This window comes from Streptomyces sp. UF-297 (genome assembly GCF_058245575.1).
On the sequence record NZ_JBSIBZ010000046.1, the window covers coordinates 53,245 to 73,609 of the forward strand.

A 20,365-nucleotide genomic window follows, 5' to 3' on the forward strand; every position below is an offset into this window, starting at 1 on the left:
TGAACGGGTGAGCGGCGCCGCCAGGGGAAATCGACACTGCGTAATCGCGTGGTTACCCTCGGGGGGCAATTTTTGTCTCGACCCCCGGGATGGCCATGCCCCGCTTCAGCGTCATCGTCCCCGCCCGCGGCGTTCAGGGATTCCTGCGCCGCTGCCTGGACTCCGTACTCGCCCAGTCCGTGCGGGAGGTGGAGCTGATCGCGGTCGACGACTGCTCGCCGGGCGCGGACGGCGCCATCATCGAGGAGTACGCCGGGGCGGATGCCCGCGTGGTGCCGGTGCGGCTGGAGCGGGCGGCCGGCGCCGGAGCGGCGCGCAACGCGGGAGCGGCCCGCGCCAAGGGCGACTACCTCCTCTTCCTGGACGGCGACGACTTCCTCGCCCCCGACGCGCTTTCGGCCATCGACCAGCGCCTGCGCGAGACGGGCGACGTGGACGTCCTGCTCTACGGCCACGACGTGGTCAACGTCTGGGAGAGCGTTTCGGCGGGCCCCGACCGGGAGCTGCTCGAAACCCTGTCGGGTGAGGTCTTCACCGCCGCCCAGCGCCCCGACTGCCTGCGGATCAGGCCCGCCTCCTGGAACCGCGTGGTGCGCCGCGAGCTGTGGACCGGGCGCCAACTGGCTTTCGCCGACGGCCCGTACGAGGACGTACCCGTGGTCTACGAGGCGCTGCTGGCCGCGGATCGGGTGGCCTGCCTGGACCGGGTCTGCGTCACCTGGCGCCGCCGCCGCAAGGGCAGCGCCTGCACCACCCCCGGCCGCCACCACTTCGCGATCACCGAGCGCTACGACGAACTCTTCGCCCTGCTCGGCACGTTCGCCGGCGAGGAGGGCGGCTCGGCCGAGGCGCTGCGCCGGCCGCTGTTCGAGGAGATGTCCCGGCGGCTGATGGAACTGCTCAACGACGGCAACCGCATCCCGGTCGCCGACCGCGCCGACTTCTTCCGCGCCGCCGCCCGCTGTCTGCGCCGCCACCGCCCCGCCGGCGCCGAACTGCCGCCCGGCATCGCCTCCTACGGCCTGTACCGCTCGGTCAAGGGTGCGGCGGCGCTGCGCAGTTCGGCCACCAAGAAGCTGCGCGCGAAGAAGAACGCCACCGCCCGCGGCATCTACGAGCGCTACTACCACCTGCAGCTGCGCCGCCCCGTGGACGACAACCTCGTCGTCTACGGCGTCTACTGGAACCGCGGCGTGGCCTGCAACCCCGCGGCCGTCTACCGCAAGGCCCAGGAGATCGCCCCCCACCTGCGCGGCGTGTGGGTCGTCGACAAGAAGAACCGCGAGAACGTGCCCGACGGCGTCGACCACGTCCTGGTCAACTCCCGCCGCTACTGGGAGGTCATGGCCCGCGCCAAGTACCTCGTCAACAACGCCAACTTCACCGGCACCGTCCTCAAGCGCCCCGAGCAGGTCTATCTGCAGACCCACCACGGCACGCCCCTTAAGTCCATGGGCATGGACCTGCGCCGGCACCCCGCGGCGGCCAGCGGCATCAGCTTCCTGCGGCTGCTGGGCCACGCCGACCAGTGGGACTACAGCGTCTCCTCCAACCAGCACTCCAGCGAGGTCTGGGAGCGCGTCTACCCCAGCGACTACCAGACGCTGCCCACCGGCTACCCGCGCAACGACATCTACTTCACCGCCACCGCCGAGGACGTCCGCCGCGCCCGCGCCGAGCTGGGCATCGCACCGGGCACCACCGCCGTCCTGTACGCCCCCACCCACCGCGACTACGAGCGCGGCTTCAACGCCCCCCTGGACATCGAGCGCCTGGCCGGCGAGCTGGGCGAGGGCTTCCAACTCCTGGTGCGCGCCCACTACTTCTACGACGCGAGCCGGGCGCTGGACGAACTCCAGGCCACCGGGAAGATCCTGGACGTCTCCACCCACCCGTCGGTGGAGCAGCTGTGCCTGGCCTCCGACGCGCTGCTGTGCGACTTCTCCTCGCTGATGTTCGACTACGCCTGCCTGGACCGGCCGATCGTGGTGCACTCCGCCGACTGGGAGGCCTACCGGCGCGCCCGCGGCGTCTACTTCGACCTGCTCTCCGGCGAGATGGGCGACACCCCCGGCGTGGTGGCCGCCGACGAGAGCGCCATCGCCCAGGCCTTCCGCTCGGGCCACTGGCAGGGCCCGCGCTCCGCCGAGCTGCGCGCGGCCTTCCGCGCCCGCTTCTGCCCGTACGACGACGGGCTGGCCGCCGAGCGCGTGGTGCGCCGCGTCTTCCTCGGCGAGGACGAGCCGCTGCCCGTGGTGCCGATGGCCGACCGCACCGTGGCGCCCAACCCCAAGGAGGCCGAGGGGGCGCGCGGCTTCGTGCCGGCGGCCTCGCCGGTCGCGGTGAGCTGAGCGTGCGAGCACCCACCGCCACGGCGGCCCCAGCCCTGCGCCCGCCCGCCGGGCCGCGCACCGGACGGCCCGCGGCGCGCACGGACGGCGCGGGCCGCCGCCGGCGGTGGGTCCTGCTGGTGGCCGCCGCCTACTGCGTCCAGGTGGCCTTGCGCCTGTGGCTGTCCTGGGGCCAGGACTTCCCCCGGGTCCAGCCCGACGAGGGCTCCTACCTGGCGCTGGCCAAGGTGCTGGCCGGGCACCCCACCACCAGCGTCCCGGCCGGGGTGCTGATCCCCGGCGGCTACCCGCTGCTGATCTCCCCGGTGCTGCGCCTGGCGGACGACCCCGTCACCGGCTACCACCTCGTCCTGGGCCTGAACGCTTTCGTCAACGCCCTGGTCCTGCCGCTCGCCCACCTGGCGCTGCGCAGAGCGGGCCGGCCACGGCCCTTCGCGCTCGGCCTGGCGAGCGCCGCCGCGCTGCTGTCCCCGGTGGTCTTCTACTCGCTGTACGCGATGACCGACGTCGTGCTGCCCGTCCTCGTCCTGGCCTGGCTGCTGTGCGCGCACGGCTGGCTCACCGAGGGCAGTGCGCGCCGCCGCAGCGCGTACGCGGCCGGGCTGGGCCTGACCGCGGCCGCCGCCATGGCCACCCACGACCGCGGCAGCGTGACGGCCGGGCTCACCGCCGTACTGATCGCCGTGGCGGCCCTGCGGCGCTGGGCCCCGCGCCGCAGCGTGCTGACGGCCGCCGCCGCGCTCGCCGCCGGCGCGGCGGGCGCCCGGCTCCTGGCCGCCCTCCTGCGCGCGCTCTTCCCCGACACCCCCTCCAGCGAGGTCGGCGGCGCCGCCCTCGAAGGCCTGCTGGACCCGGCCCTGCTGACCCGCACCGCGGCCCGGCTGCTCGGCCAGATCTGGTACTTCGGCATCTCCTCCTGGGGCGTGGGCGCCGTCGGCATCACCGTGTGCGCGGCGGCGCTGGCCACCGCGCGCCGCCCCCGCGCCGAACGGGCCGTGGCGGCGCTGCTGCTGGCCTCCCTCGGGGCGATCGCCCTGCTGTCCTCGGCGGCGCTGGAGGAGGGCAGGCTCGACCACTACGTCTACGCCCGCTATCTGTCCGTCCTGATGGTGCCGCTCTTCCTCGTCGGCGCCACCGCGCTGGTCCGCGCCCCGCGCCGCTGCGTCCTGGCGCACACCGCCGCCGCCGCGGCCCTGACCGTGGTGTGCGGCGCGGCGATGTCCCTGCGGGCGGGCGGTGAGCTGCACCGCGGGCGGTTCATCCTGTGGGGGCTGCCCGACGCCTCGCTGCTGGCCGGCGACTGGACGGCCTTCCACCTGTGGCGCACCACCGCGGCCGCGCTGGCCCTTTTGGCCTGCCTGGCCCTGCTCGCGCTCACCCGCCGCGCCGCCGCCCTCCTGCCCGCGCTGTGCGCGCTGCTCGCGGCGCTCTCCTGCGTGGTCATCGCCGGCCGGGTCACCGCCCCCAGCGAGGACGAGCAGCGCTGGAACGCCACCGGGCTCACCTCCCTGGGCGGGCTGCGCGGCGACGAGCGGCTGGCCATGGACGACTGCGCCGAGTGGCGGCTGCGGGCGGTGCAGCCCTTCGCGCTGTACGACGGGCAGGTGTGGGTGCGCGATCTGCACCGCCGTCCGCCGCCCGCCCGGGCGAGCGCCGCCGTGGTGTGCACCCCGCCCGGCGGGCCGCCCGCCGCGAGCTGGCCACAGGCCCCGCCCGGCTGGTCGATGACCGCAGTGGTCCCCAAGCACCCCTACACCTACGTCATCTGGCGGCCCGCCGGCCGGGGCTGAGCCCGACACCCCGATTTCGACGCAGTGTAGTCGTAGCACTACTCTCCGCAGTGACAGTGTGATGGGTACACACCGAGCGAGGAGGTGCCGGCCGTTGCGCGCGCTGGCGATCGAAGGTGCCTGGGTCATGGAGCCCCGGGTGTTCACCGACGACAGAGGGACCTTTCACGAGTGGCTGCGGGCGGAGGACTTCCACGCCGCGGCCGGACACCGGCTCAGCGCCGCGCAGGCCAACTGCTCGGTGTCCCGCCGCGGCGTGCTGCGCGGCATCCACTTCGCCGATGTTCCCCCGGGCCAGGGCAAGTACGTGAAGTGCGTGCGCGGCGCCGTACTGGACGTCATCGTCGACATCCGTACGGGCTCGCCGACCTTCGGCAGCTGGGAGGACGTACGGCTCGACGACACCTCGCACCGCGCGGTCTATGTCTCCGAGGGCCTCGGGCACGCGTTCATGGCGCTCACCGAGGAGGCCACGGTGGTGTACCTGTGCTCCGAGGGCTACGCGCCCGAGCGGGAGCACGGCATTCACCCGCTGGACCCCGAACTCGCCATCGCCTGGCCGCGCGACCTCAAGCCCCTGCTGTCCCCGAAGGACGAGGCCGCGCCTTCTCTCGCCGAGGCGGTGCGTTCCGGAACGCTCCCGCATTTCGAAACCTGCCGCGCCTATCGGCGCAAGCTCTGTGGTGCCCTGCCGCAACACCCGTGAGGAAAAAGGTCGTTAGCGTACTGTGAATCAGCGTCGAATGAAGGGCCTCGTGCTGGCCGGCGGCTCCGGCACACGACTGCGCCCCATCACCCACACCTCCGCCAAACAACTGGTACCGGTGGCCAACAAGCCCGTGCTGTTCTACGGCCTGGAGGCGCTGGCGGCGGCCGGGATCAGGGAAGTGGGCATCATTGTCGGCGACACCGCCGACGAAATCCGCTCCGCGATCGGCGACGGCCGCGAATTCGGCCTCGACGTCACCTACATCCGCCAGGCCGAACCCCTCGGTCTCGCCCATGCCGTACTCATCTCCCGGGAATTCCTGGGAGATGACGACTTCGCGATGTATCTCGGCGACAATTTCATCGTCGGCGGTATCGAGGACCTGGTCCGCACCTTCCACGAGCGGCGCCCCGACGCACAGATCCTGCTCACCCGGGTGACCGATCCCCGCGACTTCGGCGTCGCCGAACTGGACGACGCGGGACGGGTCGTGGCGCTGGAGGAGAAGCCCGAACACCCCAAGAGCGACCTGGCGCTGGTCGGGGTCTATCTCTTCACCCCGGCCGTGCACGAGGCGGTGGCGGCCATCACCCCGTCCTGGCGCGGCGAACTGGAGATCACCCACGCCATCCAGTGGATGATCGACCGCGAACTGGACGTGCGCTCCAGCGTGATCGGCGGCTACTGGAAGGACACCGGCAATGTCGCCGACATGCTGGAGGTGAACCGCTCCGTGCTGGAGAGCACCGAACGCGCCATCGAGGGCACGGTCGACGAACACAGCGAGATCATCGGCCGGGTGCGCATCGAGGCGGGGTGCCGCATCACCCGCTCCCGTATCGTCGGACCCGTCGTCATCGGCCCCGACACCCTCGTCGAGGGCTCCTACATCGGCCCGTTCACCTCCGTCGCCCGCCACTGCACCGTGCGCGACAGCGAGATCGAATACTCCATCGTGCTGTCCGCCGCCTCGATCATCGGCGTACGCAGGATCGAGGCGTCCCTGATCGGGCGGCAGGTGGAAGTCACCCCGGCCCCCCGCGCGCCGGCCGCGCACCGCTTCGTACTCGGCGATCACAGTAAGGTCCAGATCTGCTCGTGAACTCCCCAAGAATCCTGGTCACCGGCGGCGCGGGCTTCATCGGCTCGCACTACGTCCGCACTCTGCTCGCCGCCGGGCACGACGAGATCCCCGCGGTCACCGTGCTGGACAAGCTCACCTACGCCGGCAACCCGGCCAACCTCGACCCGGTCCGCGGCCACCGCGGCTTCCGCTTCGTGCACGGCGACATCTGCGACGCCGACCTCGTCCACAAGCTGATGGCCGAGCACGACCAGGTGGTGCACTTCGCCGCCGAGTCGCACGTGGACCGCTCCATCGCCGGGGCCGCCGAGTTCGTCCGTACGAACGTGCTGGGCACCCAGACCCTCCTGGACGCGGCGCTGTGCAACGAGCCCAAGGTCTTCGTGCACATCTCCACCGACGAGGTGTACGGCTCCATCGACAGCGGTTCTTGGACCGAGCGGGAGCCGCTCGCGCCCAACTCCCCCTACTCCGCCTCCAAGGCGTCCGCCGACCTGATCGCGCTGTCCTACCACCGCACCCACGGGCTGGACGTGCGCGTCACCCGCTGCTCCAACAACTACGGGCCCTACCAGCACCCGGAGAAGGTCGTGCCGCTGTTCATCGCCAACCTGCTGGACGGCCGCACCGTCCCGCTGTACGGCGACGGCGGCAATGTGCGCGACTGGCTGCACGTGCGGGACCACGTCCAGGGCATCGAGCTGGTGCGCCGCGGCGGCCGGGCCGGCGAGGTCTACAACATCGGCGGCGGCACCGAAGTGACCAACCGCGAGCTGACGGAGCGTCTGCTCGACGCCTGTGGCGCAGGACCGGACCGCATCGAGCGCGTACCCGACCGCAAGGGCCACGACCGCCGCTACTCCGTCGACTGCACGAAGATCACGCAAGAGCTGGGCTACCGGCCGCGCACGGACTTCACCACCGGCCTGGCCGAGACCGTCCAGTGGTACCGCGAGCACCGCCGGTGGTGGGAGCCGCTGCTGCGCCAAAGCGGAGGCGCGTCATGAGCTGGCTGGTCACCGGCGCCGCGGGCCTGCTCGGACAGGACGTGGTGGCCCTGCTGCGCTCCGAAGGGGAGCGGGTGGCGGCGCTGGGCCGCCACGACCTGGACATCACCGACCGCGGCCAGGTCGCGGAGGTCTTCGCCGCGCTGAACCCCTCCGTGGTGGTCAACTGCGCGGCCTGGACCGCCGTGGACGACGCCGAGAAGCACGAGGAGGCGGCCCACCGCGTCAACGCCGAGGGCCCCCGGCTGCTCGCCGAGGCCTGCCGCACCCACGGCTCGCGGCTGGTGCAGGTCTCCACCGACTACGTCTTCCCCGGCGACGACGCCCACCCGTACGGCGAGAGCGCCCCCACCGGGCCGCGCACCGCCTACGGCAGGACCAAACTCGCCGGCGAACGCGCCGTACTGGAACTGCTGCCGCACGCCTCCGTCGTGGTGCGCACCGCCTGGCTCTACGGCGCACACGGCCCCAACTTCGTGCGCACCATGTGCAGGCTGGCCGCCGAGCGCGAGTGGATCGAGGTGGTCGACGACCAGCGCGGCCAGCCGACCTGGTCCGCCGATGTGGCCGCCCGGCTCGTCGCGCTGGGCCGGCGCACCGCCACCACCGGCATCTTCCACGCCACCAACTCCGGCAGCGCCACCTGGTACGACCTGGCCAGGGCCGTCTTCGAACTGCTGGGCAACGACCCGGACCGGGTGCGGCCCACCACGAGCGCGGCCCACCCGCGCCCCGCGCCCCGGCCCGCCTACAGCGTCCTGGGGCACGCCCGCTGGGCCGCGGCCGCGATGGCGGCACCGCGCGAGTGGCACTCGGCGCTGCGCGCCGCCTTCCCCGCGACGGCCGGGGCGGTCGGCCCATGACAGCCCCGACACCCCGGACCGCACCGGCCCGCCCCGCCCCGGCCCCGCCCGCCGCGCCGCCCTCCGGCCCGTCCCGTATCGCCGCCCGGGTGCCCGCCACCACCCGGGTGCCGCTGGCCGTCTTCGCCGCCTGCCAGGGCCTGTTCGCGATCTGGTGGCTGGCCTTCCACCCGGCCCTGCTCAGCTACGACTCGCTGACCTATGTCTGGCACGTCACCACCGGCAACTGGCGCTCGGACCACTCGGTGGTCTACGACGCCTGCGTATGGCTGTCCCTCCAGCTCACCGGCGGCATCGGCGCGCTGACCATCCTGCAGACCACCGCGATGTCGGCGGCCCTGGCGTACTGCTGCCACGGGCTGGCGGGGTTCGGGGTGCGCGGGCGGTGGTCGGGCGCGGCCGCGGTGACCTGCGCCGCGCTCCCGCCGACCGGCACCTTCACGGTCTTCCTGTGGAAGGACACCGCCTTCGCCATCGCCGCCGTCCTCGCCTTCGGCGCCGTCACCCACCTGGCGGGCCGGGAGCGCAGCACGGTCCACTGGGCGCTGCTGGCCGTGGCGATGACGGGCCTGGCGGTGTTCCGCAACAACGGCTACCCCGTCGTCCTGGTCGCCGCGGTGATCCTCGCCGTGGCCATGCCCCGGCACTGGCGCCGTATCTGCGCGGCGACGCTGGGCCCGGTGGCGCTGGCCCTCTCCCTGACCTTCGGCCTCTACCCGGCCCTGGGCGTGCAGCCCCCGCGCACCAGCTCCTACTACGCCTTCAACTACGCGGACATCGCCGTCGCCTACCACCGCTCGCCCAGGAGCATCAGCCTGGCCGACCGGGCGGTCATGGAGAAGGTGGCGCCGCTGGAGCACTGGTCCAACGGCGGCTGGGCCTGCGGCTATGTCGACCCGCTGCTGGCCCGCCCCTTCGACCGGCGGGCCGCCGAGCGGCACAACGACGCGCTGCTGGGGGTGTGGAAGCGCGCCTTCACCCGCCGCCCCGACCTGGTGCTCTCGGGGCACCTGTGCCGCTCCCGCATCGGCTGGGACGCGCTGCAGAGCGATAGCAACGTCTACATCTCACCGGTACGGATGCCCGAGGACCTCTTCGGATACGCCGAGCCGGGCGGGCGCCTGGAGGGCAGCCCGTACCTCTCCGCGCTGCGCAGCGACCCGCCGTCCGCGACCCTGCGCCACCTGGCCGTGTTCGCCTACAAGGCGGCCAAGGTCCCGGAGCTGGTGTGGCTGCTGTGGGCGGGCTCCCTTTGGTGCTACGTCACCTACCTCACGGTGCTGCGCTTCGCCTGGCGCCACCGCCTGCGCCGGGCCCTGGCCCTGGTGGCCGTCACGGCGGGACTCCAGGCCGCGGTGCTGGCCGCCACCCCCGCCAACCTCTTCCGCTACATGGCGGCGCCGATCTTCATCGGGCTGCTGGCGCTGACGCTGCTGTCCGCCCTGCCGGGGCGCGGGGAGCGGGTACCGGCCCCCGGGAGACCCGCCGCCCACGGGGCCCGCGCGCCCGTCGGCCCCGCGCGCGGACCGGCCCGCTGAGCCGCACGGCACACGAGGGCGAAAGGAACGGGCAGCCGCTCCTTTCGCCCTCGTGCGCGCCCGGACCCCGCAGGACCCGCCGATCAGCGCGCCGGGCCCGCCGCCCCCACCAGCGTCCGGCCTGCCACCGGCTCCGGCCTGCGCCGCTCCGGCAGCCGCCGTACCAGCGCCAGCAGCAGCACCAGACAGGCCCGCAGGAGGTACACCGAGGCGCGCAGCGGCGAATGGCTGGGCGTGCCGGTCGTGCGCGGCCGCATGGCCACCGGCACCTGCCGCACCCGGAACCCGCTGCGCACACTGCCGATCAGTGTCTCGACGGTGTCGCCCAGGTACTCCACCGGGTACCACTGCGCGAAGAACTCGATCAGCTCGCGGTTGCACGCGCGAAACCCCGAGGTGGTGTCCGTCAGCGGAGTCCTGGCGATCTTCGACAGGACGCGGGAGAGCAGCCGCATCGACCACTTGCGCGGCCCGCGCACCCGGTAGTCGCCCTCGCCCGCGAAGCGCGCGCCGATCACCAGGTCCGCCTCGGCCAGCCCGCGCAGCAGCGCCGGCACATAGCCCGGGTCGTGCTGCCCGTCCGCGTCCACCTGCACCGCCACGTCGAAGCCGTGGTCGCGCGCGTAGCGGTAGCCCAGCCGCATGGCGCCGCCCACCCCGAGGTTGTACGGCAGCCGGGCCACCGTCGCCCCGGCCGCGCGCGCCACCCGCGAGGTGCTGTCGCTGGACCCGTCGTCGACCACGAGCAGCTCCGCGCCGCCCAGCCGCTCGCGCAGCTCGGCCAGCACACCGGCCAGCCCCTCCGCCTCGTTCCAGGCGGGCAGCACGATCAGTACCCGCTTGCCGTCGATCATGAGAGGTCCTCCCGTCCGAGGCCGGCGGCGGGTCTGATAACGCCCGGCCGCTGCACCGCGTGCAACTCGACCCGGATCAGGGCGATTTCCTCGGAGAGGGTGCGGGTCTCCTCCTCCAGGCGGCTCGTCTCCCAGCTGAGGTGGAGCGCGACGAACAGCAGCAGGACGAAGCCGGCGAAGAGCACCAGACTCACCCCGGACCGTACGCCGAGCGTCAGCGCGAGTGAGTCGAGGAGTTTCGGGAACATGCTGAGCGGAAGAATGGCGACGCAGGCGCAGATCCAGAACGCCGCGTATTTCTCCCTCAGTTGATGTCTGCGCAGCAGATCCAGTACGCAGCCGAGAACGGCAAAGCCGGTGAGTGAGGTGAGCAGGGTGAGCCGCACGGAGTCACTCAGCCTTCCATGAATGAAGTGGGTCGCTGTATTTCTCTTGTGCTGCTATAGCCGAATTGGTCCTTTCGGAAAACGAAGTGCGGCCATGGGCGTCACTTTCCGCTGCTCCATCCGCATGAGACCCGTGGTGGCGTATCGACATTCCGTGAATTCATGTGCCACAGCGCGAGGGTGAGCAGCACCGTCGCCCAGGAAGCGCACAGATAGGCCAGCGCCACGCCCGTCTGGGGCGGGCCCGGCCAGATCCAGGCCGTGGCGAGCAGCGCGGTCCCCGCCGCCCAGCCGCCGACCTGCGCCGCCCTGCGGTCCGCCGCGACCGTGGCGCTGCCCAGCAGGAAGGCGGCGAGATAGCCGATGTTCCCCAGCGAGAGGACGGCGAAGTCCAGCGGCCCCAGCAGCGGCGCGGCGCCGAACAGCGCCACGGTCAGCGCCGGACCCGCCAGGACGCACAGCAGCGACCACCCCAGCCCGAGCCCGCCCACGGCGGCCGCCGCCGCGGCCAGCCGGCGCCGGAACGCCGCCCGGTCGCCTTCCGTATGGGCGCGGGTCAGCGACTCCAGCAGCGAGGCCTGGACGGCGGCCACCAGGAACTGCGGGATGCGCACCAGCACCAGCGCGTACAGCAGGGCGGACGCCAGGGCCGCCGCGTGCGGGGCCAGCAGCCGTACGGTCACCACCGGGGCGTTCGCCAGGGCCTGGGCCAGCAGGGAGGCGAGCAGCAGCGCGCCCGTACCGCGCCCCGGCGCCGCCGGGCCCGCGCCCTGCCAGGCCCCCGAGCGGCGCACCACCAGCGCCAGGAACGGCAGCGCGGACACCACCGGCGCGGCGACAAGGACGGCCGCGAACCACAGCGGGGAGCGGCAGCCGGCCGCGGCCAGCGCGCTGCTGAGCGCGACGCGCAGCACCGACTCCAGCGCCAGCTGGGCGCCGTAGCAGCCGAAGAGGCGGGTCCCGGCGAGCGCTCCGCGCGTCCAGTGCGTGACCGCCAGCGCCCCCAGCGCCCCGCCCAGGGCGGCGACCAGGCCGGTGCGCCCGTCGAAGAGGGCGGCCGCCAGCGGCCCGGCGCCCACGGCCAGTACGGCCCAGGTGGCGCCGAGCAGCCCCAGCGCCAGTACGGCCCCGCGGCGCAGCACAGGCCCCGGGCCCAGCCCCCGCGCGGTGCGTACCGCCGCCGCCCGGGTCACCTCCTGCTCCACGGGGAAGAACAGGCCGGTCCCCACGGAGAGGGTGATCGCCCACAGGACGGAGAAACAGGCCCCGTCCCGGACGTCCAGCGACCGGCCCGACAGGGAGAGCTGCAGATAGCAGGCCGCCGCGTTGACCGCGGTGCCCGCCCCGACGGCCACCATTCCCCCGGGCACCATGCCGCGTACCTTGGCGCCTGCGGCCTCGGCCAGTCGCAATGTCTCCCGCTTTCCTTCGGGTTCCCGGTGAGCTGACAGAGCGTCATCGAACAACGAAGCGTCTGCGTATGCGTCACTGTGTGCTGCGCCATCCGGGCGGCCGTCCGGTCCTCGCCGAAACTTGCGGTGTACCGAACTGGTTTGCACAACAACGCCCCGAGGAGTCACCTGACGCGCCAGAGGAAGGCACTGCCGTGGGAATCGGTCCGACCGTCCGCAAGCAATTGGAGAATCTGGGGATTCCCGCAACGGATCTCTTCCGCTCGGCCTTCATCGACCTGGACGCCTTCACCGCCACCGTGACGAGCCTGTGCCGCCCGGCGCGCATTTTGGAGATCGGCTGCGGGGACGGCTCCTGTGCCCAGCGGCTGCTCGCCGCCCTCCCCGAGGCCACCTACCTGGGAATCGATATCGCGCCGGAGCCCGGCGGGCTCTTCCAGGGCGACCGCTCCCGGGCCGACTTCCGGTCGGTGGCCTCCGACAAGGTGGTCGCGGAGGGCCCCGAGCCCTTCGACCTCGTCCTGGTCGTGGACGTACTGCACCATGTCCCGGCCGGTCAGCGCGCCGCACTGCTGCGGGACGCGGCCCATCTCACCGCCCCGGGCGGCATGCTGATGGTCAAGGAGTGGGAGCGCCGCCCCGGCCTGGCGCACGCCGCCGCCTACGGCGCCGACCGCTATCTCTCCGGCGACCGGGGCGTGGCCTTCGGCACCCGCGACGAATGGGCCGCTTTCCTTGCGGAGGTGCTGCCGCACTTCACCGTCGGGTGCGAGACCCGCGTACCCCCACGCCGCAACAACATCCTGTGGGCGCTGCGCACCACCGTCTGAGGAGGCCCGATGACCGCACGCCCCGAGAAAGCGGCGAGCACCGCGCGCTGCGACTACACCTCACGCCTGCTGGAACTGGAGCGCTCCGGCGTCAAGCGTTTTCTGCCCACCCAGGCCCCCTACCGCTGGAACCTGCGGCGGCTGGGGCTGGGCCGGGTCCTGGACGTCGGCTGCGGCATCGGCCGCAACCTGGCGTACTGCGCGCCCGGCAGCGTCGGCGTGGACCACAACCCGCACTCCGTGCGCACCGCCCGCGCCCGCGGCCTGGCCGCCTGCACCCCCGAGGAGTTCCTGGCGGGCCCCTACGCCGAGCCCGGCGCCTTCGACGCGCTGCTGTCCGCGCACGTACTGGAACACCTCGACCAGGAGCAGGTCCAGGACCTGCTCGGCACCTACCTGCCCTACGTCAGGCCCGGCGGGAGCGTCGTCCTGATCACCCCGCAGGAAGCGGGCTACAAGAGCGACGCCACGCATGTGCGCTTCACCGACTTCACGCTGCTGCGCGAACTCGCCGGCTCCGCCGGGCTCGCCGTGCAGCGCGCCTATTCCTTCCCCTTTCCCCGGCCGGTCGGAAAGGTCTTCCGCTACAACGAGTTCGTCCTGGTCGGCCGCGTCCCCGAATAGGGCGCGGGCCGCACGCCCGGAGAGGATCCGACCGCCGTGCCCGAATTCGACATCGTCGTACCGCATTACGGCAAGCCGTCCCTGCTGCGCGAGACCGTGCGCAGTGTGCAGAAGCAGCGTGGTGGCGGCTGGCGGCTGACGGTGGTGGACGACGGCGGGCACGGTACGGACCTTCAGGGGTGGTTCGCCGCGCTGGAGGACCCGCGCATCCGCTATCTGCGCAACGAGCGCAACCTGGGCATCACCCGTAACTTCAACCGCTGCCTGGCGCTGGCGGAGCGCCCGTACACGGTGCTGCCCGGCAACGACGACCTGCTGCTCCCCGGCTATCTGGAGACCGTCAGCGACGCCCTGCGGCGCTTCCCCGACGCCGACATGGTCCAGCCCGGCGTCAGCGTCGTGGACGGCGGCGGGGCGGTGGTCGAGCCGCTGGGGGACCGCGTCAAGCGCTGGTCGCGGCCCGGCGGCGGCCCCGTACTGCTGGGCGGCGAGCGGCTCACCGCGAGCCTGATGCGCGGCAACTGGCTCTACTTCCCCTCCCTGTGCTGGCGCACCGAAGTGGCCCAGCGCATCGGATTCCGGGAGGAGTTCAGCGTCGTGCAGGATCTCGCGCTGGTCACCGAGATTTTGCTGGACGGCGGGCGGCTGGCGCTCCACCCCGGCGTGGGCTTCCACTACCGGCGCCACGCCGCCAGCGTGTCCTCGGCGCAGGCCGTGGACGGCAGGCGTTTCGCCGAGGAGCGCCGCTACTTCCTGGAGACGGCCGAGCGGCTGCGCGAGCGCGGATGGCGGCGGGCGGAGCGGGCCGCACGCCGCCATCTCACCTCCCGGCTGCACGCGCTGACGCTGGTGCCCACCGCGGTGAGCAGCTCGCGCGAGGCGCTGCCGGGACTGCTGCGGCACGCCTTCAGCTGACCCGGCGCTCCTGCTTGCCGCCCGAACGCCGGGCGGCGACGACCGCCTTGGTGATGAAGGGCGGCAGCACGTTCACCGCCAGCCGGCGCAGCGGGCTCCGGGAGCGGCCGGCCGGGGGCTGCGGCGCCGACGCGGCGGCGGGTGCGGAGGCGGCGGGCGTCGGCGTCTGGGCCGGGACCGCGACATGGTGGCGGGAGACGGGGTGGGCCGGCTCCTGCACCCCCTTGCCCCTGCCCTTGAGCCGCACCAGCGGGCGGCCGGCCACCGGCGTGACGTCGTGCCAGATGTCCTCGCGGCCCTCCAGCCAGGCCACCAGATCCCGCTGCACCGGCTCGGGGTCGCCCCACGTCCCGTAGAACTTGGTGCCGGACACACAGATGGGGCGCAGGTCCCCGCTGGTGACCGCCTGCCAGGTGGCCGCCGCCACGCCGGGGCAGTGCTCGGAGCGGTAGTCGTCCATGACGACGATGCCCTGGTCGGTCAGCAGTTCGCGCACCGCCTGGATGTCGCCGTGCACATGCTCGTACATGTGCGAGGCGTCGATGTGCGCGAAGCGGCAGGTGCGGTCCTCGACGTGGTCGCGGATGACGGAGCTCAGGCCCTGGATGACGGTGGGCAGCTCGTCGTGGAAGGAGAGGTAGTTGGCCTCGAAGGCGCGGCGGGTGAGGGTGGAGTAGGACTTCTGCATCTCCCGCGTGTTCTGGTACTCCTCCGCGGGGGAGTCGAAGAGGTCGCAGACGGTGAAGCGGTCACCGCTGCGCTGCCGCGCGCCCATGAAGATCGTGCTCTTCCCCATGTACGCGCCCAGTTCGAGCAGATCACCGGGCTCGTCCCGGTCGTTCTGGCGGGTCAGGAACCAGTCGAAGAGGACCTGGTCGATCGCGAAGAACCAGCCCTTGACTTCGGAAAGCCGGGTGGGCTTGGGCAGTTCGCCGACGCTGTGGTCTGTGGTGAGGGCAGTCATGTGCGGTCCGTCTCCAGACGGTCTAGGGATGTGAGAGGGGGTTACGGAGTGGGGGTGCCGAAAGGCTCAGGCATCCGGTGTGGCGGAGGTGGCTACGGGCGGGGCCGCTGCGTTGGCGGCGGCGGTGGTCGATGCGGTCGAGGTGCCGGTCGGCAGCGCGCAGGCCAGGGCCCGTTGGGGGGACGGAGCGGGCCGCCGGTCTTCCATGGGCACGACGGGCAGGGCCGTGGCCGCCTCCGTCTCACCCAGGAAGACGTGCCGTACGACCCGTTCCGCGGCGCGGCCGTCATCGTAAGGACAGAAAAGTGAACGGAAAGTAGCGCGCAGCTCGGCTGAACGGGGTCCATGCCATGCGGGAGTTGCGAAGATGTCCACCAGTTCGTCCGCCGTCCGGGCGACCAGGCCAGGGGGGTGCGCGGTGATGTCGAAGTACGTGCCGCGCGCGGCGTTGTAGGCCTCCCAGTCGTCGGTGAACACCACGATCGGGCGGTCCAGGTTGGCGTAGTCGAACATCAGCGACGAGTAGTCCGTGACCAGCGCGTCCGAGGCCAGGCAGAGATCCTCGACGCTGGGGTGCGCACTGACGTCCAGCACACCCTCGGTCCGGCCGGCGGACTCGGTGAAGGCGCCCTGCGCGCCGTCCAGCGAGTAGTGGGCGCGCACCAGGACCGTGAAGCCGGGGCCCAGGGCGCGGGCCAGGCGCCGCGGGTCCATGGCCGGCTGCTGGCTGCGGCGGTAGTCACGGTGCGTGGGCGCGTACAGGATCGTGGTGGTGCCCGGCGCGATGCCCAGCTCGCGCCGGACGCGCAGCACCTCCTCGGCGCCCGCCGTCAACAGGCGGTCGTTGCGCGGGTATCCGTACTCCAGCGTGGTGTAGCCGGAAGGGTAGACGCGCTCCCAGGTGAGGGTGGAGTGCTGGTTGGCGGACAGGCAGTAGTCCCAGCGGTCCACGCTGCGCAGCAGCCGCGCGAAGTCGGTGCCGCGCGCGGCGGCGGGCCGCTCCTGCAGGTCCAGGCCCATGTGCTTGAGCGGGGTGCCGTGGTGGGTCTGCACCAGCACCTGGCCGGGGCGCTTGGCCAGGCGCCGGTCGAAGTTGACGTTGTTGACGAGGTACTTCGCGCGGGCCAGCGCCGTCCAGTACGCGGCCGTGCCGGGCCGCAGCCGGCGCACCCCCTCGGGCACGGTGTGCTCGTGCTCGGCCTTGGCCACCCACGCGGTGCGCATCTGCGGCAGCAGCTCGCGCACCGTGCGCTCGATGGCCGCCGGGTTGCAGGCGTAGCCGCGGTGCCAGTAGGCCGCGAAGACCGCCTGGTTCTTCCGTACGGGCAGCCGCAGCTGGATGCGGTAGTGCACCTGGAGCACCGCGGCGCGCAGCGCGCGCAGCCCCGCCCTGGCGTGCCGGCGGGCCCGGCCCCGTACGCGCTGCAGCGTCCACAGCGTACGGAAGGTACGGCGCCCGCCCAGGCGCACCAGGCCGTGCCGCAGCCGGGTGCGGGTGCGGCCCGAGGCGCCGCGCGAGCGGTAACGGCGGTAGTGGGAACGGGCCCTGCGGAAGAATTCCGCGCGGCTGGAGCGCGGCAGCCGGCCGTGCGAATTGAAGATCGTGGTGAAGTGGTCGACCATCCGGCGGAAGATCAGCGGCCGCCAACTCGCCAGCTCGGGGCGGGAGTCGATGAAGGCGAAGACCCGGTCGTACTGGTCGAAGATGTCGAAGTGCTTGCGGCTGGTGGTGCCCAGGATGTTGCCCTGGCGGCGCTGGCGGTAATGGACGCAGACCTGGTCCAGCACGGCGATCGAATCGGCCGCCATCAGCGCCGGATAGGTCCAGGGGGTGTCCTCGTAATAGCCGGGCGGGAATTCGAAGCCCTGCTTGTGGACGAACTCCCGGCGGTACGCCTTGTTCCACACCACCATCAGCAGGCGCAGCAGCGAGGGCCGGTCCTCCAGCCGGAAGACCTGCGGGTCGCTGGGCCGCAGCAGTTCGGCGAACTGGTTGCGCTCCACCCGCCCCGACCAGTACGTCCGCGCATAGTCGTAGACCAGCACATCGGGATCGCCGGTCTCCTCGATGCGGTCGGCGATCGCCTGCAGCGCGCCGGGGACCAGGGTGTCGTCGCTGTCCAGGAAGAGGAGGTAGTCGCCGCGGGCGTGCGCCATCCCGGCGTTGCGGGCCGGGCCCAGGCCCACGTTGCGGTCCAGGTGCACGGCGGTCACCCGGCGGTCCCGGCGCGCGAACTCATCGATGATGCGCCCGCTGGCATCGGGGGAGCAGTCATCCACCGCGATCAGCTCGAAGTCCGCGCATTCCTGCGCCAGTACGGATTCCAGGCACTCCCGCAGAAATGCCTGGACCTTGAAGGCGGGCACGATGATGCTGAACCGAGGCAAGGTACATCCATGAGTTCGACGACCGACGAGGGACCGCGGGCACGCCGACGCCCACACAGCTCGTGAACGGCACAGCCCCTCATCGCCCGGTTATCGGATGAACAGCCGCGTACGCGCTATGTGCCCGGTTATGGATGGGGAACGGGTCCTGTGGTCATCTGGTTACGCCGAGCTGGCATACGGGGCACGCCACGGTGACATCCGCATTGCCGCGCCGCGTCGGTCACTTCACCGCGCCACGCCCCTCACCGGCGGCGATACGCCAGCGCAGGCGGCTACTTCACCGCGCCGGCCATCACGCCGGAGACGAACTGCCGTTGGAAGGCGAAGAATACGATCAGCGGGATCACCATCGACACGAAAGCGCCGGGCGCCAGCACATCGATGTTGTTGCCGAACTGACGCACCTCCTGCTGGAGGGCGACGGTGATCGGCGGGGACGCGCCGTCGGCGAAGATCAGCGCGATCAGCATGTCGTTCCACACCCACAGGAACTGGAAGATGCCCAGTGAGGCGATCGCCGGGCCGCCCAGTGGCAGTACCACGCGGGTGAACAGCCGCAGTTCGCCCGCGCCGTCCAGCCGGGCCGCCTCCAGCAGCTCGCGCGGGATCTCCGCGAAGAAGTTGCGCAGCAGGAAGACCGCGAAGGGCAGACCGAACGCGCTGTGGAAGAGGATCACGCCCGGGGTGGTCTGGAACAGGCCGATCGCGCCGAAGAGTTCGGCCACCGGGACCAGCGCGACCTGGACCGGGACCACCAGCAGACCGACCACGACCATGAACCACCAGTCGCGCCCGGGGAAGTCCATCCAGGCGAACGCGTAGCCCGCCAGGGCGCCGATGACGACCACCAGCACCGTGGCCGGCACGGTGATCAGCGCGGTGGTCAGCAGCGAGTCCATCACCTTGTCGTTGGCCAGCAGTTGGCTGTAGTTGTTCCAGGTCAGCTGGGCGGGCTCGGCGAAGATCCGCCACCAGCCGGACTCGGCGATGTCCTGCGAGGAGCGCAGCGAGGACAGCAGCAGCCCCAGCGAGGGCATCAGCCAGAACAGGCCCACCAGGATGAGGAAGACACGCAGCACGCCGCCGCCGGTGCGCGCCGCTATGCGGGCGGGAAGGGACTGCTTGGCCCGTACGACACCGTCCACGGCGCTCATCGGCGACGCTCCTTCCGGACCCGCCGGAGATTGACGTACATCACCGGCAGCACGAGCAACAGCAGGAAGACCGCGATCGCGCTGCCCAGGCCCTGGTCGTTGTTCGGACCGAAGGCGGACTGGTACAGCTGCAGGGCCAGGACGTTGGCGTCCTTGATGCTGGAGCCGGGCGCGATGATGTAGACCAGGTCGAAGATCTTCATCACGTTGATCATCAGCGTGACCAGCACCACGATCAGCACCGGCGCCAGCAGCGGCACCGTCACGCGCCGGAAGACCTGCCACTCGTTGGCGCCGTCCACCCGCGCCGCCTCCAGCAGCTCCCGTGGCATCCCGGCGAGCCCCGCCGCGATCAGCACCATCGCGAAGCCGGCCCACATCCACACATAGCTGCCGATGATGGCCGGGGTGACCAGCGTCGGGCCGAGCCAGTCCACGCCGTTGTAGGCCTGGGCGAAGTTGGCGGCGGGCAGCCGCAGCAGCGCGCCCTCGGCCTTGTCGGCGGGCAGCGCGAACGTACCGTCGGCCGCCGTGGTGGCGCTCGCCACCGCCCTGCCGTCCTTGACGGCCTCCACCTTCAGGCCCGCCAGGCCCTTCTCGCCCCGGTCGATGGCGCCCGCCGTGCCGCCGCCACCGCGGGTGAAGTCCAGCCAGACCGTGCCGGTCACCCGGCCCGGCTGCGGTTTGGCCTCGGCGGCCGGGGCGGCGTTCTTCACCGCGTCGGGCTGTACGGCGACCAGCGGCAGATTGGCCGGACTCCCGGCGCCCGCCGCCGACTTGGTGGTGTACGCGCCGCCGCCGGAGGGCCGCAGATCGGAGTTGGGGCGCGGCTTGGCGCCCGGGAAGGGCGCGGACTGCGTGAAGGTGTCGTGCACCCCGACCCACACCGCGTTGGCCACCCCGCGCTCGGGGTCCTGGTCGTACACCAGCCGGAAGATGATGCCCGCCGCCAGCATCGAGATCGCCATCGGCATGAAGACGACCAGCTTGAAGGCGGTGCCCCAGCGGACCCGCTCGGTGAGCACCGCGAAGATCAGGCCGAGCGCGGTGGAGACGGTCGGGGCCAGCACGATCCAGATGACGTTGTTCTTCAGCGCCGTACGGATACGGTCGTCGGTGAACATCTCGCCGTAGTTGCCCAGCCCCAGAAAGCCGTCGCCGGACGCGTCGAACAGGCTGCGGTAGACGGAGAAGACGATGGGATAGACGACCAGCGCGCCCAGCAGCACCAGCGCGGGCAGCAGGAAGACCGCCGCCACCCACGCGCGGGTGCCCGACACGCCCTTGGTCTTGCGGGCCTTTCCGGGCCCCGGTGGGCCACCCGCGGTCGCAACCTTCATGGTGACGGTCCCCCCGGTCCCGTTCGAGGCGGTCGGTGTGCTCGGCGCCGCGGATGCGGGCGGCGCCGCCGGCTAGCCCGAGCCGCACCCTCGGGCCTACTCGACGCTGTTCTACAAGGACGGTACGGACACAGCGGCGGTCACTCCGGAGAA

General features: G+C 72.1%; 17 protein-coding genes. 10 read left to right on the forward strand and 7 right to left on the reverse strand.

What is annotated here, in order from left to right:
- The first annotated feature begins 95 nt into the window (after nt 1-95).
- The 7 genes from AC4IJH_RS24565 (at nt 96) to AC4IJH_RS24595 (ending at nt 9,342) form a co-directional block, all read left to right on the forward strand.
- On the forward strand, nt 96-2,351 hold the full coding sequence (locus AC4IJH_RS24565) for a bifunctional glycosyltransferase/CDP-glycerol:glycerophosphate glycerophosphotransferase (protein WP_490854000.1): 2,256 nt from the start codon (nt 96-98) through the stop codon (nt 2,349-2,351).
- Between the two features lie 2 nt (nt 2,352-2,353).
- Entirely contained in the window at nt 2,354-4,141 is a 1,788-nt protein-coding gene (locus AC4IJH_RS24570) for a hypothetical protein (RefSeq protein ID WP_490854001.1), read from the forward strand.
- 94 nt (nt 4,142-4,235) lie between these two features.
- Complete coding sequence (rfbC, locus tag AC4IJH_RS24575) at nt 4,236-4,847, forward strand: dTDP-4-dehydrorhamnose 3,5-epimerase (protein ID WP_490854002.1); 612 nt, start codon at nt 4,236-4,238, stop codon at nt 4,845-4,847.
- Nucleotides 4,848-4,884: 37 nt separating this feature from the next.
- Nucleotides 4,885-5,952 carry a glucose-1-phosphate thymidylyltransferase gene (locus tag AC4IJH_RS24580; protein WP_490854003.1) on the forward strand — a complete coding sequence of 356 codons (1,068 nt, stop codon included), beginning with the start codon at nt 4,885-4,887 and terminating at the stop codon, nt 5,950-5,952.
- Entirely contained in the window at nt 5,949-6,941 is a 993-nt protein-coding gene (rfbB, locus tag AC4IJH_RS24585) for a dTDP-glucose 4,6-dehydratase (protein WP_490854004.1), read from the forward strand. Before AC4IJH_RS24580 ends, rfbB begins: the two co-directional genes overlap by 4 nt.
- Nucleotides 6,938-7,804, forward strand: a complete 867-nt coding sequence (gene rfbD / locus AC4IJH_RS24590) for a dTDP-4-dehydrorhamnose reductase (RefSeq protein WP_490854005.1) — start codon at nt 6,938-6,940, stop codon at nt 7,802-7,804. Before rfbB ends, rfbD begins: the two co-directional genes overlap by 4 nt.
- Nucleotides 7,801-9,342, forward strand: coding sequence for a DUF6020 family protein (locus AC4IJH_RS24595; RefSeq protein ID WP_490854006.1), 1,542 nt, complete (start codon nt 7,801-7,803; stop codon nt 9,340-9,342). Before rfbD ends, AC4IJH_RS24595 begins: the two co-directional genes overlap by 4 nt.
- 83 nt (nt 9,343-9,425) lie before the next feature.
- On the opposite strand, the gene AC4IJH_RS24600 is transcribed toward AC4IJH_RS24595, so the two are convergent.
- The 3 genes from AC4IJH_RS24600 to AC4IJH_RS24610 form a co-directional block, all read right to left on the reverse strand.
- Entirely contained in the window at nt 9,426-10,196 is a 771-nt protein-coding gene (locus AC4IJH_RS24600; protein WP_490854007.1) for a glycosyltransferase family 2 protein, read from the reverse strand.
- Complete coding sequence (locus tag AC4IJH_RS24605; protein WP_490854008.1) at nt 10,193-10,582, reverse strand: DUF2304 domain-containing protein; 390 nt, start codon at nt 10,580-10,582, stop codon at nt 10,193-10,195. The genes AC4IJH_RS24600 and AC4IJH_RS24605 overlap by 4 nt, the downstream gene beginning before the upstream one ends.
- A gap of 101 nt (nt 10,583-10,683) precedes the next feature.
- Nucleotides 10,684-11,994, reverse strand: coding sequence for a hypothetical protein (locus AC4IJH_RS24610; RefSeq protein ID WP_490854009.1), 1,311 nt, complete (start codon nt 11,992-11,994; stop codon nt 10,684-10,686).
- Nucleotides 11,995-12,188: 194 nt separating this feature from the next.
- Between AC4IJH_RS24610 and AC4IJH_RS24615 the strand changes: the two genes are divergently transcribed.
- Genes AC4IJH_RS24615 through AC4IJH_RS24625 form a run of 3 tightly spaced genes read left to right on the forward strand, consistent with a single transcriptional unit; the run spans nt 12,189 to nt 14,363 of the window.
- Nucleotides 12,189-12,824: a methyltransferase gene (locus AC4IJH_RS24615; RefSeq protein ID WP_490854010.1), complete on the forward strand. Its 636-nt coding sequence runs from the start codon at nt 12,189-12,191 to the stop codon at nt 12,822-12,824.
- A 9-nt stretch (nt 12,825-12,833) separates the two neighbouring features.
- On the forward strand, nt 12,834-13,448 hold the full coding sequence (locus tag AC4IJH_RS24620; protein ID WP_490854011.1) for a class I SAM-dependent methyltransferase: 615 nt from the start codon (nt 12,834-12,836) through the stop codon (nt 13,446-13,448).
- 36 nt (nt 13,449-13,484) lie between these two features.
- The gene (locus AC4IJH_RS24625; protein WP_490854012.1) at nt 13,485-14,363 is read left to right on the forward strand and encodes a glycosyltransferase family 2 protein; all 879 of its coding nucleotides are present in this window, start codon (nt 13,485-13,487) and stop codon (nt 14,361-14,363) included.
- Here AC4IJH_RS24625 and AC4IJH_RS24630 read toward each other — a convergent pair.
- From AC4IJH_RS24630 to AC4IJH_RS24645, 4 genes are all read right to left on the reverse strand, one after another.
- On the reverse strand, nt 14,356-15,327 hold the full coding sequence (locus tag AC4IJH_RS24630; RefSeq protein WP_490854013.1) for a class I SAM-dependent methyltransferase: 972 nt from the start codon (nt 15,325-15,327) through the stop codon (nt 14,356-14,358). The two genes, AC4IJH_RS24625 and AC4IJH_RS24630, sit on opposite strands and share 8 nt — an antisense overlap.
- Before the next feature lie 66 nt (nt 15,328-15,393).
- Complete coding sequence (locus AC4IJH_RS24635) at nt 15,394-17,715, reverse strand: bifunctional glycosyltransferase/CDP-glycerol:glycerophosphate glycerophosphotransferase (protein WP_490854014.1); 2,322 nt, start codon at nt 17,713-17,715, stop codon at nt 15,394-15,396.
- 275 nt (nt 17,716-17,990) lie between these two features.
- Nucleotides 17,991-18,872 carry a carbohydrate ABC transporter permease gene (locus AC4IJH_RS24640; RefSeq protein ID WP_490854015.1) on the reverse strand — a complete coding sequence of 294 codons (882 nt, stop codon included), beginning with the start codon at nt 18,870-18,872 and terminating at the stop codon, nt 17,991-17,993.
- Nucleotides 18,869-20,212, reverse strand: a complete 1,344-nt coding sequence (locus AC4IJH_RS24645; RefSeq protein ID WP_490854016.1) for a carbohydrate ABC transporter permease — start codon at nt 20,210-20,212, stop codon at nt 18,869-18,871. The genes AC4IJH_RS24640 and AC4IJH_RS24645 overlap by 4 nt, the downstream gene beginning before the upstream one ends.
- Nucleotides 20,213-20,365: the final 153 nt, after the last annotated feature.